The sequence below is a fragment of the Mycobacterium sp. SMC-21 genome (genome assembly GCF_045310825.1).
Lineage (GTDB): Bacteria > Actinomycetota > Actinomycetes > Mycobacteriales > Mycobacteriaceae > Mycobacterium.
This window is the reverse complement of sequence record NZ_JBJIAO010000006.1, coordinates 85,378-101,956: the sequence shown is the minus strand read 5'-3', so window position 1 is coordinate 101,956 and position 16,579 is coordinate 85,378. Positions and strand designations below refer to the sequence as shown.

At 68.9% G+C, this 16,579-nt stretch carries 16 protein-coding genes; 13 read left to right on the top strand and 3 right to left on the bottom strand.

All coding sequences use genetic code 11. The annotated features are described in order from the left end of the window. Positions 1-15 precede the first annotated feature (15 nt). Together ACJH6H_RS08905 and ACJH6H_RS08900 are read right to left on the bottom strand one after the other, a co-directional pair. Positions 16-1,593, bottom strand: coding sequence for an MFS transporter (locus ACJH6H_RS08905; RefSeq protein ID WP_212811530.1), 1,578 nt, complete (start codon positions 1,591-1,593; stop codon positions 16-18). Next, complete coding sequence (locus ACJH6H_RS08900) at positions 1,593-2,309, bottom strand: LppX_LprAFG lipoprotein (RefSeq protein ID WP_212811529.1); 717 nt, start codon at positions 2,307-2,309, stop codon at positions 1,593-1,595. The genes ACJH6H_RS08905 and ACJH6H_RS08900 overlap by 1 nt, the downstream gene beginning before the upstream one ends. An 80-nt stretch (positions 2,310-2,389) precedes the next feature. Here ACJH6H_RS08900 and ACJH6H_RS08895 point away from each other — a divergent pair, with 80 nt between their 5' ends. From ACJH6H_RS08895 to ACJH6H_RS08880, 4 genes are all read left to right on the top strand, one after another. Then, positions 2,390-2,998: a riboflavin synthase gene (locus tag ACJH6H_RS08895; protein WP_212811528.1), complete on the top strand. Its 609-nt coding sequence runs from the start codon at positions 2,390-2,392 to the stop codon at positions 2,996-2,998. A 118-nt stretch (positions 2,999-3,116) separates the two neighbouring features. After that, on the top strand, positions 3,117-4,376 hold the full coding sequence (locus tag ACJH6H_RS08890) for a bifunctional 3,4-dihydroxy-2-butanone-4-phosphate synthase/GTP cyclohydrolase II (RefSeq protein ID WP_212811527.1): 1,260 nt from the start codon (positions 3,117-3,119) through the stop codon (positions 4,374-4,376). Next, positions 4,373-4,846, top strand: coding sequence for a 6,7-dimethyl-8-ribityllumazine synthase (gene ribH, locus ACJH6H_RS08885; protein WP_029120839.1), 474 nt, complete (start codon positions 4,373-4,375; stop codon positions 4,844-4,846). Before ACJH6H_RS08890 ends, ribH begins: the two co-directional genes overlap by 4 nt. Continuing rightward, on the top strand, positions 4,843-5,319 hold the full coding sequence (locus tag ACJH6H_RS08880; protein WP_029120840.1) for a PH domain-containing protein: 477 nt from the start codon (positions 4,843-4,845) through the stop codon (positions 5,317-5,319). Before ribH ends, ACJH6H_RS08880 begins: the two co-directional genes overlap by 4 nt. Here the strand turns inward: ACJH6H_RS08880 and ACJH6H_RS08875 are convergent. After that, complete coding sequence (locus ACJH6H_RS08875) at positions 5,294-5,788, bottom strand: GNAT family N-acetyltransferase (RefSeq protein ID WP_244872561.1); 495 nt, start codon at positions 5,786-5,788, stop codon at positions 5,294-5,296. The genes ACJH6H_RS08880 and ACJH6H_RS08875 overlap by 26 nt on opposite strands. Before the next feature lie 34 nt (positions 5,789-5,822). Here ACJH6H_RS08875 and ACJH6H_RS08870 point away from each other — a divergent pair, with 34 nt between their 5' ends. The 9 genes from ACJH6H_RS08870 to ACJH6H_RS08830 all read left to right on the top strand — a co-directional run bounded on the left by ACJH6H_RS08870 (position 5,823) and on the right by ACJH6H_RS08830 (position 16,576). Then, positions 5,823-6,554: a hypothetical protein gene (locus tag ACJH6H_RS08870; protein WP_212811525.1), complete on the top strand. Its 732-nt coding sequence runs from the start codon at positions 5,823-5,825 to the stop codon at positions 6,552-6,554. Then, positions 6,551-7,882: a hypothetical protein gene (locus ACJH6H_RS08865; RefSeq protein WP_212811524.1), complete on the top strand. Its 1,332-nt coding sequence runs from the start codon at positions 6,551-6,553 to the stop codon at positions 7,880-7,882. The genes ACJH6H_RS08870 and ACJH6H_RS08865 overlap by 4 nt, the downstream gene beginning before the upstream one ends. After that, complete coding sequence (gene murD / locus ACJH6H_RS08860) at positions 7,879-9,192, top strand: UDP-N-acetylmuramoyl-L-alanine--D-glutamate ligase (protein ID WP_212811523.1); 1,314 nt, start codon at positions 7,879-7,881, stop codon at positions 9,190-9,192. The genes ACJH6H_RS08865 and murD overlap by 4 nt, the downstream gene beginning before the upstream one ends. A 9-nt stretch (positions 9,193-9,201) precedes the next feature. Further along, entirely contained in the window at positions 9,202-11,223 is a 2,022-nt protein-coding gene (gene uvrC, locus ACJH6H_RS08855; protein ID WP_212811522.1) for an excinuclease ABC subunit UvrC, read from the top strand. A gap of 58 nt (positions 11,224-11,281) precedes the next feature. Further along, positions 11,282-12,160 (top strand): RNase adapter RapZ, encoded by an 879-nt coding sequence (gene rapZ, locus ACJH6H_RS08850; RefSeq protein WP_135356433.1) that lies wholly within the window; start codon positions 11,282-11,284, stop codon positions 12,158-12,160. Further along, on the top strand, positions 12,157-13,230 hold the full coding sequence (gene yvcK / locus ACJH6H_RS08845) for a uridine diphosphate-N-acetylglucosamine-binding protein YvcK (protein WP_135356418.1): 1,074 nt from the start codon (positions 12,157-12,159) through the stop codon (positions 13,228-13,230). The genes rapZ and yvcK overlap by 4 nt, the downstream gene beginning before the upstream one ends. Then, a complete protein-coding gene (gene whiA, locus ACJH6H_RS08840) occupies positions 13,227-14,204 on the top strand; it encodes a DNA-binding protein WhiA (protein WP_029105256.1) in 978 nt (325 codons plus the stop codon). The genes yvcK and whiA overlap by 4 nt, the downstream gene beginning before the upstream one ends. A 102-nt stretch (positions 14,205-14,306) precedes the next feature. Further along, positions 14,307-15,326, top strand: coding sequence for a type I glyceraldehyde-3-phosphate dehydrogenase (gene gap, locus ACJH6H_RS08835; protein ID WP_212811521.1), 1,020 nt, complete (start codon positions 14,307-14,309; stop codon positions 15,324-15,326). 23 nt (positions 15,327-15,349) lie between these two features. Continuing rightward, positions 15,350-16,576, top strand: coding sequence for a phosphoglycerate kinase (locus ACJH6H_RS08830; RefSeq protein ID WP_213020315.1), 1,227 nt, complete (start codon positions 15,350-15,352; stop codon positions 16,574-16,576). Positions 16,577-16,579: the final 3 nt, after the last annotated feature.

Here is a 16,579-nt window from a genome sequence, read left to right as displayed (position 1 = left end):
CGTTGTCGTTACGGCCTACGCCACCGGCGCGGGATCGACCTCGGGAGCGGTCTCGGGCTCCTCGGCCTGCTCGTGGCGACCGGCGATCAGCAGACCGGCCAGCGCACCCACCACACACACGATCGCGGTGATCAGGAAGATCGAGCTGTACTGCATGGTGTAGGCGGTCTTCACGTTCTTGGCGATCTGCTCCGCGGCGTCGGCAAGACTGCCGCCCTTGGCCGGCGGCAGGGCGGCCAGGTTCTGGTTGAACTTGTACAGACCCCATGCGGACAGCGCCGCCATACCGATCAGCATGCCGATCATGCGGGACACCACGACCGCCGCCGAGGCGATGCCGTGCTGCGCCGTCGGGACCACGCGCAGCGTCGCCGACGTCAGCGGTCCGATGACCAGACCCAAGCCCAGGCCGGCGATGATCAGATCGGTCGGCAGTGTCGGGAGCTTCACGATCGCGAGGTCGTGGGTGGCTTCCAGCACGTTCATGTCCCAGTGCGAGACCAGCAGATACGCGGCGGCTGCGATGAGCAGACCGACGAACGCGACGATCCGGTCGCCGATCCGGGTGGCGATCCACCCGCCGACCAGCGCGCCGACAGGCAGCGCACCCAGGAACCACGCGAGCTTGAAGATCGCATGCGCCTGGTCGATGCCGAGCACACCGCGGCTGAACAACTCGACGTTCACCAGCGTGACCATGAGCGCCGCGCCCGCGCACAGCGACGACGCCAGGCCCGCCAGGAACGGCCGGAAGTGCACGCCCACCGGATCGATCAGCTTGGTGCGGGCCATCTTCTCCCACACGAAGAACGCGACCGCGACGACCGCGGCGGCGATCAGCAACGGCGGGCCGTTTTCCGGGAGCACCTGCTTGCCGTCGGGGTTGGGGTTGTACAGGCCCCACGTCGCCAATCCCAGGGCGACGGCGAGCAGCACGCCGCCCAGGACGTCGATCTTCTCGGGCTTCTCGGTCTCGATGCGTGACGGCAGGCTGAAGTGGATCATCACGATGGCCGCGAGGGTCAGCGGCACGTTGATCCAGAAGACATCCCGCCAGTCGTGCAGCAGCCACACCACGGCGACGCCGTACAGCGGGCCGAGCACGCTGCCCAGCTCCTGCGCGGCACCGATGCCACCGAGCACGCCGGCGCGGTTGCGCGCGGCCCACAGGTCGGCCGCCAGCGCCAGCGTCACCGGCAGCAGCGCGCCGCTCGCCACACCCTGGATGGTGCGGCCGACGATCAGCTGATTGAGCGGCTCGATCAGCTCGTTCGCCGGGATGAACATGCCGGCCATCGCCGTGACGATCGAGCCGACCGCGAACAGCGCGAGGCTCGCCTGGAGCACCAGCTTGCGGCCGAACCGGTCGGACGCCCGGCCCAGCAGCGGCATCGCCGCGATGTAGCCCAGCAGGTACCACGTGACGACGGGCGTGACCTGCTGGATCTTGTTGATCGGGATGCCGATCCCGTCCGGCGGGTCCTTCATCATGTCGGTCATGATCGTCACGACGACGTAGGTGTCGAGCGCGCCGAGCAGGACCGCGAGACTGCCCGCGGCTATGGCGACGTGGCGGTTGCTACCCCCGGCCATTACTGAACGTCGGGCTTGTTGACGGTGACCGGCTTACCCCAGTCCGTCAGCGTCATCTGCAGGTTGTTGCCCGGGCTCGTCTCCAGCTGCGCCTGCGCGAGCTGGTGGTTGCCGCCCTCTTCGATCCAGGCGGTGCCCGGCAGCGCGGTGGTGACCTTCAGCTGCGGGGCGATCTTGTTGACGGCCTCGGCGCTGACGGTGCCGGTGACCTTGACGGTCTTCACGCCGTTGATGTCCTCGCGGCCCACGGCCTTGGCGTCGGTGAAGTTGTCCAGGATGTTGGCCAGGCCGGTCTCCGGGCGCAGGATCGCCGAGATGTCGTAGATGGCGTCGGCGGGGCCGAAGTCGGACAGCGGGCCACCGGACGACAGCGAGGCGTACAGGTGGTTGTCGTAGACGACGAACGGCGCGTCCTGGACGCCCATGCCGCCCACCGAGAGGTTGGCCTTGCCCTGGCCGGCGACGGCGGGGGTGAGCGTCATGTCACCGGTCAGCTTGGTGACCGTCAGCTTGGCGATCTTGCCGTTGACCGTCAGGACCAGGTGCACGCTCTGCTGGCCGCGGGTGGTGTCCGCGGACTGCTTGAGCAGCGCTGCGGCGTCGGGCAGCGGCGTCGAGGGGGCCTCGGACTTCGAACATCCGGAGACCAGGAGCACCCCGGCCATCACGGTGGAGAGTAGGGAAACAAGCATGGCGGAGCGTTTGCGCGTCTGCATGTCCTGCATCGTAATAGGTGCGCCCGACCAACAAGTTGCCTCGATCGGCCGGCCCGGCGCCAATAGCTAGGCTGAGGCCCATGTTCACCGGCATTGTCGAAGAGCTCGGCGAGATCGTCAGCAAGGACCAACTGGCCGACGCGGCGCGGTTCGTCATCCGCGGCCCCTTGGTCACCACCGATGCCGGGCATGGTGACTCGATCGCGGTGAACGGCGTCTGCCTGACGGTCGTGGACGTGCTGCCCGACGGCGCGTTCTCCGCCGACGTGATGGCCGAGACCCTGAACCGGTCGAGCCTCGCCGGCGTCGAAGTCGGCGGCCGGGTGAACCTGGAGCGCGCCGCGGCGATCAACAGCCGCCTGGGCGGGCACATCGTGCAGGGTCATGTGGACGGCACCGGCACTGTGTTGTCGCGCACACCGTCCGAGCACTGGGAGGTCGTGCGCATCGCGCTGCCGCCGCAGCTGGCCCGGTACGTGGTCGAGAAGGGCTCCATCACCGTCGACGGGGTTTCGCTGACGGTGTCCGGCCTGGGCCGAGACGAGCAGGGCGACTGGTTCGAAATCTCTCTGATTCCAACGACGTTGCAGCTGACGACGCTCGGCCGCGCCCCGGTCGGGACCACCGTGAACCTGGAAGTGGACGTCATCGCCAAATACGTCGAACGGCTGCTCGGCCCGGCGCAGTAGCGCCCGGTTCTACCGTGTCCGCTGAGCGGACCGGCGGGAGTAAGTCGGCCCGTACCAGTGGTTCATACTGGTAGGTGATCAACATGGCCCTGATGTGGCCACGGCAAGGGTGGTGGAGATGACGAGGCTTGATTCCGTCGAGCGGGCGATAGCCGATATCGCGGCGGGCAAGGCTGTCGTCGTCATTGACGACGAAGATCGCGAGAACGAAGGCGATCTGATCTTCGCCGCGGAGAAGGCGACGCCGGAACTGGTGGCCTTCATGGTCCGCTACACCTCGGGCTACCTGTGTGTGCCGCTCGACGGCGCCATCTGCGACAAGCTGGGCCTGCTGCCGATGTACGCGGTGAACCAGGACAAGCACGGCACTGCCTACACCGTCACGGTGGACGCGAAAAAGGGTGTGGGAACCGGCATTTCGGCTTCCGACCGCGCCAAGACCATGCAGCTGCTGGCCGATCCGGACGCCGTCGCGGACGACTTCACCAAACCCGGACACGTAGTCCCGTTGCGCGCCAAGGACGGTGGCGTGCTGCGCCGCCCCGGCCACACCGAGGCCGCCGTCGACCTGGCCCGGCTGGCCGGTCTGCAGCCCGCCGGCGCGATCTGCGAGATCGTCAGCCAGAAGGACGAGGGCTCCATGGCCCAGACCGACGAGCTGCGCGTCTTCGCCGACGACCACGACCTGGCGCTGATCTCCATCGCCGACCTCATCGAATGGCGCCGCAAGCACGAGAAGCACATCGAGCGCGTCGCCGAGGCCCGGATCCCGACCCGGCACGGCGAATTCCGGGCCGTCGGCTACACCAGCATGTACGAGGACGTCGAGCACGTGGCGCTGGTGCGCGGCGAGGTTTCCCCGGAGAACGGTGACGACGTGCTGGTGCGCGTGCACTCCGAGTGTCTGACCGGTGACGTGTTCGGCTCGCGGCGCTGCGACTGCGGCCCCCAGCTCGACGCCGCCATGGAGATGGTGGCCAACGAAGGCCGCGGCGTGGTGCTGTACATGCGCGGACACGAGGGCCGCGGCATCGGCCTGCTGCACAAGCTGCAGGCCTACCAGTTGCAGGACGCCGGCGCCGACACCGTCGACGCCAACCTCGAGCTGGGCCTGCCCGCCGACGCCCGCGACTACGGCATCGGCGCGCAGATCCTGGTCGACCTCGGCATCCGCTCCATGCGGCTGCTGACCAACAACCCGGCCAAGCGCGTCGGCCTGGACGGCTACGGGCTGCACATCATCGAACGCGTGCCGCTGCCCATCGGCCCCAACGCCGACAACATCCGGTACCTGATGACCAAGCGGGACCGGATGGGCCACGACCTCATCGGCCTCGACGATTTCGCCGGTGACGCAACAGACGGAGAAGGTAAATGAGTGGTGTCGGTGTGCCGGACATGCCGGCGCTCGACGCGTCCGGGATCAAGCTGGCCATCGTCGCCAGCACGTGGCACACCAAGATCTGTGACGCGCTGCTCGACGGCGCCCTCCGGGTCGCCACCGCATCGGGTATCGCCGAACCGACCGTGGTCCGCGTGCTCGGTGCCATCGAAATCCCGGTTGTGGCACAGGAATTGGCCAAGAACCACGACGCGGTGATCGCGCTGGGTGTGGTGATCCGCGGTGGCACACCGCATTTCGACTACGTGTGCGACGCCGTCACGCAGGGCCTCACGCGGGTGTCGCTCGACGAGTCGACACCGGTCGCCAACGGTGTGCTGACGGTCAACACCGAAGAGCAGGCCATCGACCGTGCGGGCCTGCCCGGCTCGGCCGAGGACAAGGGTGAGCAGGCCGCGTCGGCGGCCCTCGCCACCGCGATCACGCTGCGCGACCTGCGTCGATGACGAAGGAAACCGGCAGCTGGGACCTGGAGGTCCGGCCGCAGCGCGTGAAGTACGTCGCGTACGCGGCGGCCGCCGTCATCATCGCCGTGCACGTCACGGTGGGGGCGCTGCTCAAAATCGGTGCCACCGGGGTGATCTTCCAGACCGCCGACCAGGTGTCCATGGCGCTGCTCGGTGTCATCCTCGCCGGTGCGGTGCTGTTGCCGACACGGTCCCGGCTGCGGGTCGGCCCGGCCGGCATCGTCGTCCGTAACGTCTTGAGCGACAAGACGATTGCCTGGTCCGACATCGTCGGGGTGTCGTTCCCGCTGGGCGCCCGCTGGGCGCGGGTGGATCTGCCCGACGACGAGTACGTCCCGATCATGGCCATCCAGACCGTCGACAAGGCGCGGGCCGTCGACGCGATGGACCGGCTTCGGGAGCTGGTCGCGAAATACCGCCCGGACCTCAGCTCAGCGTCAAAGACATCGTGAGTTCGTCTGCCGGGCCCGGGCTTCGGGAACCCTCCGCCGGGTCGGCCGTGGCGACGAATCCGAAGGCGCGATAGACCCCGAGCGCGGCGGTGTTGTCGCGGTGCACCCGCAGCGTCACGGTGCGCGCTCCCAGACCGCGACCCCAGTCGATGGCCGCGGTCAACAGAGTGCGCGCCACCCCGCGGCCGCGGGCGACCGGATCGGTCCACAGCGAGTACAGGTACACCGAGCTCGGGCTGGCCCGATGTGCCGCGATCAGGCCCACCAGCTGGTCCTCCTGAGCCACGGCGAACTGCGCGTGCGCCCGCAGGCGACGGCGCCACTGCGTCCCGGTGAAGCTCATCTCGGCGCGGTACTCGGCATCGTCGGTGCCCGCGGAATCGGCCAGCGCGCGCAGCCGCAGCGCCGCGAACACCCGCCAGTCGGCTTCGGTGAGCCGGATCACCCCCACCTGGGTGCTCCCTCCCATGGGATAGAATTTGCTGATAGTGACCGATTTTCGCATGCCTTCGCCGCCCGACGCCGTGGCGATCGCACCCGATGAACTGGTCGGCCGCCTCGGTGCGTACCCGACGGTGACCGTGCCGATCTACCAGGGCCGGACCGTCGACACCCCGTCGCTGTGGCAGCACCTCGCCGAACCCGCGGACTACTTCGGGCTGACCATGCCTGCCCGCGCCGATCTGGACGCCGCGCTGGCTTCCTTCTCGACCCTGCCGGGACTGGTCGCCGCCACGGTCACGATCACCGACGGCGGCCGGTGCGCGGTGACGGGCCTGCCCTCGCAGGTCTGCACGCCGAAGCCGGTACGCATCGGATGGCGCGACAGCGGCTGGACCCCGCCGGCGGCGACGGACGAGCCGTGGCTGCGGATGGCGGCCCGGACGACCAGCCTGGGCACCGTGGACCTGCTGCTGCGCCGGCTGGCCGAACAGGGCTGCGTGGACGGCATCGCACCCGGTCCCGAGATCACGCCGGCCGTGGTCGGCGCGTTGCTCCTCGACATCGGCGCCGAACTGGTCGGCGTCGAGAATCCGGAGCCGGTCTCGTTGGTGGACCAGCTGCAGACGTGTGGCGTCGTGCGCGGTGTCGAGCGCCGTGCTTCGGTGCCCGCCGACCAGGTACTGCGCGCCTGGTGGATCTCGCCGCAGTACCGCACCCACCCGGTCGCACAACTCGGCGACCATGCCGTCCCCGTTGATCCCGCCCACCCGCCGTTCCTGGAGCAGCTGTGACCGAACCTTTTGTCCCACAGTCCTACAAGTCGTTCCGCATCGACGGCTACGACATCGAGGGCGGTGTGTTCCACGGGCGCTACACCATGTGCGGGGCCGACTCCGCCGACGATGTCAGCTTCGCCGAGACCGTCGATTTCGGCGACACCCTGGGCGGTGGCCGGCCCGACGACCGGCTGCTGCGCCTCCTGACGCTGACCTGCTCGTTGAGCTACTACAAGGCGGCAGCGCCGCCGCAGATCGAAATCGCCTTCCCGACTTACGATTTCGAACGCGAATATCTGCGGCAGGTGTTGGCAGGTGGCCTGGGTGAGTACGCGTACCGCAACAACCTCCCGGGCGCACTGAGCCCGGAGATCACCGGCGACCGTGCCGAGATCGGCGAGCCGCGGGCGGATACCTGGAATCCCGACGCGGCGCCGCTGGTGCCGGTCGGCGGCGGCAAGGACTCGGTGGTGACCATCGAAGCGCTCGCGCCGCTGCGGCCGGTGTTGTTCAACGTCAACAAGTTCGACCCGATCGACCGGTGTGTCGAGATCAGCGGGCTGCCGCACGTGCGCGTCATGCGGACCATCGACCGCACGCTCATCGACGTCAACGCCGCCGGCGCCTACAACGGGCACATCCCGGTCACCGCGATCAACAGCATCATCGGCCTCATCGTGGCCGACGCCAACGGCCTGGGGCCGGTCGTGCTGTCCAACGAACGCTCGTCCAACGTCGGCAATGTCGAATGGATGGGCCAGGACATCAACCACCAGTGGTCCAAGAGCGTCACCTACGAGACGCTGTTACGCGACACCCTCGCCGCGTACGGACTGAACCCGGACCGGTACTTCTCGCTGCTGCGTGGCCTGTCGGAGTCGCAGATCGCCGACCGGTTCGCCGCCAGCCCGCAGTATTTCCGCGCGTTCATCAGCTGCAACCGGCCGTTCGCGCTCGACGCCGGCCGCCGCGGCGCCACCTGGTGCGGGCACTGCCCGAAGTGCCAGTTCGTCTTCGTGCTGATGGCGCCGCGGCTGGGCCGCGCCGAGGTCGAGGCGATCTTCGGCCGAAACCTGTTCGAGGGCACCGACAGCCGTGCCGAGTTCGAGGACATCCTCGGGGTGGGCGCGCACAAGCCGTTCGAGTGCGTCGGTGAGTACTACGAGGCCGCCGAGTCGATGCTGACGATCCTCGACGACGAGGCCTGGGCCGGCCTGCCGCTGGTCGAGCAGTTCCGCAGTGCGCGAGCCGATCTGGAGCGCGTCGCCGCCGACCACGACGACAGCCCGGCGGTGCAGTACGTGCCCGAGCGTTACCGAGCCGCCCTGGACGCGCGGCCATGACGGCACAGCGCCCGCAACTTTCGGGTGCCACCGTCGGCATCTGGGGTTTCGGCAAGGAGGGCCAGTCGCTGGCCCGGACCGCGGCTGCCGCGGGAGCGGCGCGGATCGACGCCGTCGACGACGCCGGCCGCGGCACCCTGGACGCACCGACCGACATCGCCAACCTGAACCTGTGGCGCGGCGCCGAACACCTGACCCGCCTGGCGGACTCCGACGTCGTCTTCCTCAGCCCCGGAATACCTTGGCACCAGCCGGTTTTCGCCGAGTTACGCGCCGCCGGCGCCACGCTGTCGAGTGCCGCCGACTGGTACCTGCGCCGGTACGCCGCGCAGACCGTCGGCGTCACCGGGACCAAGGGCAAGAGCACCACGGCATCGTTCCTGTCACACCTGCTGTGCCGGCTCGGCGCGGACGCCGTGGTCGCGGGCAACATCGGCACCCCGCTGTCGGATCTGGAGCCGGGACCGGACGCCGTCGTGGTCGCCGAGCTGTCCAGCCAGCAGTTGGCACTGGTGACGGCGTCACCGCGGATCTCGGTGATCACCAACCTCTTCGAGGACCACCTGGACTGGCACGGCGACATCGACGCCTACCACGGCGCGAAAGCCAACATCTTCGCCCGCGGCGGTGAGGTCCTGATCACCACGCCACAGGTGCTGGCCGCCCTCGAGCGGTTGGGCATCGCGTTGCCGCCGGTGGTGCGCACCGTCGACCCGGCGGACGTGACGCGTCCCGAAGGTGACTACGTCATGGCCTACGAGCACAACGTCGTCAACGGCGCTCTGGCTGCCGCCGCGGCGGCAGAAGTGCTCGGCCGGCCGGTCACCGAGGACGAATTCCTCGGTGCGGTAACGACATTCGAGGCCCTCCCGCACCGGCTGCAGGTCGTGCGCCGCACCGGGGACGTGCGCTGGATCGACGACACCCTGGCCACCACGGGGGAGAGCGTGGTCGCGGCCCTGCGCTCCATGCGGCCCGACGACCGGGTGGCGCTCATCGTCGGCGGCATGGACCGTCAGCTCGACTACGACCAGATCGACGACTATCTGCTCTCGGGCGCACGTGACGTTCACCTCATCCAGGGACCGACCAACGGGACCGCGATCGGCCGCCGCTTCGCCGCCGCGCGGCCCGCGTCGGTGCACCCCGTGGACAGTCTGCAGGCGGCGGTGCAGGTCGCGGCCGCCGTGCCGGGGGTGACGGCCGTGCTGCTGTCGCCGGGCGCGGCGAGCTACGACCTGTACGCGAACTACATGGCCAAGGCCGCGGCGTTCTGCGAGCTCATCGATGCTGTCAGCCGGCCGAACTAACCTGTAACAGTGCCTGATCCATCGACGTACCGGCCTGCGCCGGGGACCATCCCGTTGGAGCCGGGGGTGTACCGGTTCCGGGATCCGCACGGTCGGGTCATCTACGTCGGCAAGGCCAAGAGCCTGCGCAGCCGGCTGAACTCGTACTTCGCCGACCTGTCGGCGCTCGCGCCGCGGACCCGGCAGATGGTGACGACGGCCGGCAGCGTCGAGTGGACGGTCGTCACGACCGAAGTCGAAGCGCTGCAGCTGGAATACAACTGGATCAAGGAATTCGATCCGCGCTTCAACATCCGGTACCGCGACGACAAGTCGTACCCCGTGCTGGCGGTGACCCTCAATGAGGAGTACCCGCGGCTGTTCGTCTACCGCGGTCCGCGCCGCAAGGGCGTCCGGTACTTCGGTCCGTACTCGCACGCCTGGGCCATCCGCGAGACGCTGGATCTGCTCACCCGGGTGTTCCCGGCGCGCACCTGCTCGAACGGAGTGTTCAAGCGGCACAACCAGATCGGGCGACCCTGTCTGTTGGGCTACATCGACAAATGCTCGGCGCCGTGCGTCGGCCGGGTGACCGCCGCCGAGCACCGCAAGATCGTCGAGGACTTCTGCGACTTCCTGGCCGGCAAGACCGACCGGCTGGCGCGGGACATGGAACAGCAGATGGCCGAGGCCGCCGAGGAACTGGAGTTCGAGCGGGCGGCGCGGCTGCGCGACAACATCTCGGCACTGAAGCGGGCGCTGGAGAAGCAGGCCGTCGTGCTCGGTGACGGTACCGACGCCGACGTGGTGGCCTTCGCCGACGACGACCTGGAAGCCGCCGTGCAGGTGTTCCACGTCCGGGGCGGCCGGGTGCGGGGTCAGCGGGGCTGGGTCATCGAGAAGTCGGGCGAGCCGGGGGAGTCCGGCGAGGACTATCTGGTGAGCCAGTTCCTCACGCAGTTCTACGGCGATCAGGCCGAGCTGCGCGGCGCCGGACCGACCGACGAGGCCACCAACCCGGTACCGAAAGAGGTTCTGGTGCCGGTACTTCCGGACAACGCCGGCGAACTCGCCGACTGGTTGTCGGGCCTGCGGGGGTCGCGGGTGCAGTTGCGCGTGGCGCAGCGTGGCGACAAGCGCGCCCTGGCCGACACCGTGCAGCGCAACGCGCAGGACGCGCTGGCGCAGCACAAGCTCAAGCGGGCCGGTGACTTCAACGCCAGATCGGAAGCACTGCAGAGCATTCAGGACTCGCTGGAGTTGGACGACGCGCCGCTGCGCATCGAGTGCGTCGACATCAGCCACGTGCAGGGCACCGACGTGGTGGCCTCGCTGGTGGTGTTCGAGGACGGGTTGCCGCGTAAGTCCGACTACCGGCACTACGCCATCCGGGAGGCCGCCGGCGACGGCCGGTCCGACGACGTCGCGTCCATCGCCGAGGTCACCCGCCGGCGCTTCGCGCGCCACGTCGCCGATACCCAGGTGCTGGAGAACGCCGACGTGACCGACGCCACCGAAACCCCGGTGCGGCCAAAGCGTTTCGCCTATCCGCCCAACCTGTTCGTGGTCGACGGCGGCGCGCCCCAGGTGAACGCGGCGGCCGCGGTGCTCGACGAACTGGGCGTCACCGACGTGGCGGTCATCGGGCTGGCCAAGCGCCTGGAAGAGGTGTGGGTCCCCGAGCAGCCGGACCCGCTGATCATGCCGCGCAACAGCGAGGGCCTGTATCTGTTGCAACGGGTGCGCGACGAGGCCCACCGGTTCGCCATCACCTATCACCGCAGCAAACGGTCGAAGCGGATGACGGCGTCGGTGCTCGACGCGATCCCGGGTCTCGGTGAGCACCGTCGCAAGGCGTTGGTCACCCACTTCGGTTCGGTGGCACGGTTGAAGGAGGCCGGCGTCGACGAGCTGACGGCGGTGCCGGGCATCGGGGCGGCGACGGCGCAGGCGGTCGTGGATGCGCTGCGCTCGGATTCCCCGGGGCCCGATTCCCCGCCGGAACCGGGGGCGGCGCCGACGGTTATCGGCAATGATCGGACAGAGCAGTGAGCGCGCAGCACCAGCGGATGAGCAACGGGGGACGGACGAAGTCGTGACGGACGATCAGATGGACGGTGCTGCCGGCGAGATCGACGTGGTTCTGGTCACGGGTCTGTCCGGTGCCGGCCGCGGCACCGCCGCCAAGGTGCTCGAAGATCTCGGCTGGTACGTCGCCGACAATCTGCCCCCGGAGTTGATCACCCGGATGGTCGAGCTGGGTCTGGCAGCCGGTTCGCGCATCACCAAGCTGGCCGTGGTGATGGACGTCCGGTCGCGCGGCTTCACGGGCGACCTGGATTTCGTGCGCCGGGAATTGGCGACCCGCAGCGTGTTTCCCCGGGTGCTGTTCCTGGAGGCCTCCGACGACATCCTGGTGCGCCGCTACGAGCAGAACCGGCGCAGTCACCCGCTGCAGGGCAACCAGACGCTCGCGGAAGGGATTGCCGCCGAACGGAGATTGCTGGAGTCGGTGCGCGCCACGGCCGATCTGATCATCGACACGTCGACGCTGCCGGTGCCGGCGTTGCGCGCCAGCATCGAGCGCGCCTTCAGCGGGGAGGCTGTCGCCGGCACGAGCGTGACGGTCGAGAGTTTCGGCTATAAATATGGTCTGCCGATGGACGCCGACACCGTGATGGATGTCCGGTTCCTGCCGAATCCGCATTGGGTCGACGAGTTGCGGCCCCATACCGGGCAGCATCCGGCGGTTCGGGACTACGTGCTGGGACAAGAGGGCGCCGCCGAGTTCCTGGACACCTACCATCGGCTGCTGGGGGTTGTGATCGACGGCTATCGCAGGGAGGGGAAGCGCTACATGACCGTGGCCATCGGCTGCACCGGCGGCAAGCATCGCAGTGTCGCGATCGCCGAAGCGCTGGCGGGCCGGCTGCGTGGCGGTGACCACCTGACCGTGCGCGTGCTGCACCGGGATCTGGGGCGCGAATGACGGAAGATCGGGCTCCCGCACGCATCGTGGCGCTCGGCGGCGGGCACGGCTTGTACGCGACGCTGTCCGCGGCGCGCCGGCTGACGCCGCATGTCACCGCTGTCGTCACCGTCGCCGATGACGGCGGTTCCTCGGGCCGGCTGCGCTCCGAACTGGACATCGTGCCCCCGGGTGATCTGCGAATGGCGTTGGCGGCCTTGGCATCCGACAGTCCACACGGGCAGCTGTGGGCCACCATCATCCAGCACCGGTTCAACGGCAGCGGCGCGCTGGCCGGTCACCCGATCGGCAATCTCCTGCTCGCCGGCCTCAACGAGGTGCTGGCCGACCCGGTCGCCGCGCTCGACGAGCTGGGCCGGATCCTGGGGGTCAAGGGCCGCGTGCTGCCGATGTGTCCCATCGCATTGCAGATCGAGGCCGACGTGTCGGGGCTCGAGGCCGATCCGCGGATGAGCCGCGTGATCCGCGGTCAGGTCGCGGTCGCCACCACACCGGGCAAGGTGCGCCGGGTCCGGCTGCTGCCGGGCGATCCGCCGGCGACGCGGCAGGCCGTCGACGCCATCATGTCGGCAGACCTCGTGGTGCTCGGTCCGGGTTCCTGGTTCAGCAGTGTGATCCCACATGTGCTGGTGCCCCAGCTGCTGGCCGCGCTGCAGGCGACCGAGGCACGCCGGGCCCTGGTGCTCAACCTCGCCGCCGAGCCGGGGGAGACCGCCGGGTTCTCCGCGGAGCGTCATGTACACGTGCTCTCGCAGCACGCCCCGGGCCTGACGGTCCACGACATCATCGTCGACGCCGCGAGCGTCCCCAGCGAACGGGAACGCGACCAACTGCGCCGGGCGGCGTCGTTTCTCGAGGCTCAGGTCGAGTTTGCTGACGTATCCCGACCTGGTACACCTTTACATGACCCGGCACGGCTTGCGGCTGCGCTGGAGCGGGTGCGTCGTGGTGGCAGCGCACCGGCCCGGCCCGCATACGAGCCATCTACTCCCGCCGCTCGGTCGGCCGACGGATTACTCCGTCAGCAGCCGGCCCCTGAAGGACCAAGAGGTGACGATTCGTGGCGATGACTTCGGAAGTGAAGGACGAGCTGAGCCGGCTGGTCGTCAACTCGGTGACCGCACGCCGGGCCGAGGTGGCGTCGCTGCTGCGGTTCGCCGGCGGCCTGCACATCGTGGCCGGACGCGTCGTCGTCGAGGCCGAGGTCGACCTGGGCAGCATCGCCCGGCGGCTGCGCAAGGACATCTACGACCTGTACGGCTACAACGCCGTCGTGCACGTGCTGTCGGCCAGCGGCATCCGCAAGAGCACCCGGTATGTGGTGCGCGTCGCGCAGGACGGTGAGGCGCTGGCGCGGCAGACCGGGCTGCTCGATCTGCGTGGCCGGCCCGTGCGTGGCCTGCCGGCCCAGGTGGTCGGTGGCAGCGTCGGCGACGCCGAGGCGGCTTGGCGCGGCGCGTTCCTGGCGCACGGTTCGCTGACCGAGCCCGGGCGGTCGTCGGCGCTGGAGGTCAGTTGCCCCGGACCGGAGGCGGCGCTGGCGCTCGTCGGTGCGGCCCGCCGGCTCGGGGTCAGTGCCAAGGCGCGCGAGGTCCGCGGCAGCGACCGCGTGGTGGTGCGCGACGGCGAGGCGATCGGCGCGTTGCTGACCCGCATGGGCGCCCAGGACACCCGGCTCAATTGGGAAGAGCGGCGGATGCGCCGCGAGGTGCGTGCCACCGCCAACCGGCTGGCCAACTTCGACGACGCGAACCTGCGCCGGTCCGCACGGGCGGCCGTCGCGGCCGCGGCGCGGGTCGAACGGGCGCTCGACATCCTCGGGGACACCGTGCCCGACCACCTGTCGGCCGCGGGCCGGTTGCGCGTCGAACACCGGCAGGCGTCGCTCGAGGAACTGGGCCGGTTGGCCGACCCGCCGATGACGAAAGATGCTGTGGCAGGCCGGATTCGGCGCCTGCTATCGATGGCCGACCGCAAGGCCAAGCTGGAGGGCATCCCGGACACCGAGTCCGCCGTCACCCCCGACCTGCTCGACGACGCCTAGCTGTCCGCGCGTCGGAGTCCGGCGTGGAGTTCGTCACAGCACTAGGCTGGCTGAGGATTCACCGCATGACCTGTCCAGGATTACCGGCGAGGGAGCACAGCAGTGACTATTCGGATCGGCGTCAATGGTTTCGGGCGTATCGGGCGTAACTTCTTCCGGGCCCTGGATGCGCAAAAGGCAGCGGGGAAGAACGCCGATCTGGAGATCGTCGCGGTCAACGACTTGACTTCCACGGATGCGTTGGCGCATCTGTTGAAGTTCGATTCGATCCTGGGCCGGTTGCCCTATGAGGTGCGCGCGGACGGGGACACCCTGATCGTCGGGGACACCAAGATCAAGGCGCTGGCGATCAAGGACGGTCCGGCGGCGCTGCCGTGGGGTGATCTGGGTGTGGACATCGTGGTGGAGTCGACCGGCATTTTCACCGATGCGGCCAAGGCCCGCGGGCATCTGGAGGCCGGCGCCAAGAAGGTGATCATCTCCGCACCGGCCACCGGTGAGGACATCACGATCGTGATGGGTGTCAATGATGACAAGTACGACGGTAGTCAGAACATCATCTCCAATGCCTCGTGCACCACGAACTGCCTGGGCCCGATCGCCAAGGTGTTGAACGACGAGTTCGGCATCGTGCGCGGCCTGATGACCACGATCCACGCCTACACCCAGGATCAGAATCTGCAGGACGGGCCGCACAAGGATTTGCGGCGGGCGCGGGCGGCGGCGATCAACATCGTGCCGACCTCCACCGGCGCGGCCAAGGCCATCGGCCTGGTGCTGCCCGAACTCAAGGGCAAGTTGGACGGGTATGCGTTGCGGGTGCCGGTGCCTACGGGGTCGGTGACCGATCTGACCGCTGAGCTGGGTAAATCCGCGAGTGCGGCGGACATCAATGCGGCGATGCGGGCGGCGGCCGAGGGTCCGCTGCAGGGGATTTTGAAGTACTACGACGCGCCGATCGTGTCGTCCGATATCGTCACCGACCCGCACAGTTCGCTGTTCGATGCGGGACTGACCAAGGTCATCGACAACCAAGCCAAGGTCGTGTCCTGGTATGACAACGAATGGGGCTACTCCAACCGCATCGCTGATTTGGCTGCACTGGTCGGCAAGTCGCTGTAGACGCACGTGAGAGAAAGACAGGTATGAGCATCAAGACCCTCGATGAGCTGTTGGCCGAAGGCGTAGAGGGGCGGGGCGCCCTGGTCCGCTCCGACCTGAACGTCCCGCTCGACGAGAACGGCAACATCACCGATCCCGGCCGGATCATCGCCTCGGTCCCGACGCTGGCCGCGCTGGCCGACGCCGGTGCGAAGGTCGTCATCACCGCGCACCTGGGCCGGCCCAAGGGCGGACCGGACCCCAAGTTCTCGCTCGCGCCGGTTGCCGCCGCGCTCGGAGAGAAGCTGGGCCGGCACGTCCAGCTGGCCGGTGACGTCGTCGGCACCGACGCGCTGGCGCGCGCCGAGGGTCTGACCGACGGCGACGTGCTGCTCCTGGAGAACATCCGCTTCGACCCGCGCGAGACCAGCAAGGACGACGCCGAGCGCGCGGCCCTGGCCCGCGAGCTGGCGGCTCTGGTCGAGGGTCCCGACGGCTCGCCCGGCGCGTTCGTCTCCGACGGCTTCGGTGTGGTGCACCGTAAGCAGGCATCGGTGTACGACGTCGCGAACATCCTGCCGCACTACGCCGGCACGCTGGTCGACGCCGAGGTCAAGGTGCTCGAGCAGCTGACCAGCTCGACCGAGCGGCCCTACGCCGTCGTGCTCGGCGGCTCGAAGGTGTCCGACAAGCTCGCCGTCATCGAGAACCTCGCCACCAAAGCCGACAGCCTCATCATCGGCGGCGGCATGTGCTTCACCTTCCTTGCCGCGCAAGGCCTTTCGGTCGGTACCTCGCTGCTGCAGGAGGAGATGGTCGACACCTGTAAGCGGCTGCTGGACACCTACGCCGACGTCATCCACCTCCCCGTCGACATCGTGGTGGCCGACAAGTTCGCCGCCGACGCCGCGCCGGAGACCGTGGCCTCCGACCGCATCCCGGACGGCAAGATGGGCCTGGACATCGGCCCCGAGTCGGTCAAGCGCTTCACCGCGCTGTTGTCCAACGCCAAGACCGTGTTCTGGAACGGGCCGATGGGCGTCTTCGAGTTCCCGGCCTTCGCCGACGGCACCAGGGGCGTCGCCGAGGCCATCATCACCGCCACGTCCAAGGGCGCGTTCAGCGTCGTCGGTGGCGGCGACTCGGCTGCCGCGGTGCGCCAGCTCGAACTCGCCGAGGACGGCTTCTCCCACATCTCGACCGGCGGCGGTGCGTCGCTGGAGTACCTCGAGGGCAAGACCCTCCCGGGCATCGAAGTGCTGGGGTCGTAAACC

Coding starts and splice junctions, on each gene's coding strand:
- ribH (WP_029120839.1), top strand. CDS start 4,373: ATGAGTGGTGTCGGTGTGCCGGACATGCCGGCGCTCGACGCGTCCGGG.
- ACJH6H_RS08875 (WP_244872561.1), bottom strand. CDS start 5,788: ATGGGAGGGAGCACCCAGGTGGGGGTGATCCGGCTCACCGAAGCCGAC.
- ACJH6H_RS08905 (WP_212811530.1), bottom strand. CDS start 1,593: ATGGCCGGGGGTAGCAACCGCCACGTCGCCATAGCCGCGGGCAGTCTC.
- ACJH6H_RS08900 (WP_212811529.1), bottom strand. CDS start 2,309: ATGCAGACGCGCAAACGCTCCGCCATGCTTGTTTCCCTACTCTCCACC.
- murD (WP_212811523.1), top strand. CDS start 7,879: ATGACGGCACAGCGCCCGCAACTTTCGGGTGCCACCGTCGGCATCTGG.
- ACJH6H_RS08880 (WP_029120840.1), top strand. CDS start 4,843: ATGACGAAGGAAACCGGCAGCTGGGACCTGGAGGTCCGGCCGCAGCGC.
- yvcK (WP_135356418.1), top strand. CDS start 12,157: ATGACGGAAGATCGGGCTCCCGCACGCATCGTGGCGCTCGGCGGCGGG.
- rapZ (WP_135356433.1), top strand. CDS start 11,282: ATGGACGGTGCTGCCGGCGAGATCGACGTGGTTCTGGTCACGGGTCTG.
- ACJH6H_RS08895 (WP_212811528.1), top strand. CDS start 2,390: ATGTTCACCGGCATTGTCGAAGAGCTCGGCGAGATCGTCAGCAAGGAC.
- ACJH6H_RS08890 (WP_212811527.1), top strand. CDS start 3,117: ATGACGAGGCTTGATTCCGTCGAGCGGGCGATAGCCGATATCGCGGCG.
- ACJH6H_RS08830 (WP_213020315.1), top strand. CDS start 15,350: ATGAGCATCAAGACCCTCGATGAGCTGTTGGCCGAAGGCGTAGAGGGG.
- whiA (WP_029105256.1), top strand. CDS start 13,227: ATGACTTCGGAAGTGAAGGACGAGCTGAGCCGGCTGGTCGTCAACTCG.
- ACJH6H_RS08870 (WP_212811525.1), top strand. CDS start 5,823: ATGCCTTCGCCGCCCGACGCCGTGGCGATCGCACCCGATGAACTGGTC.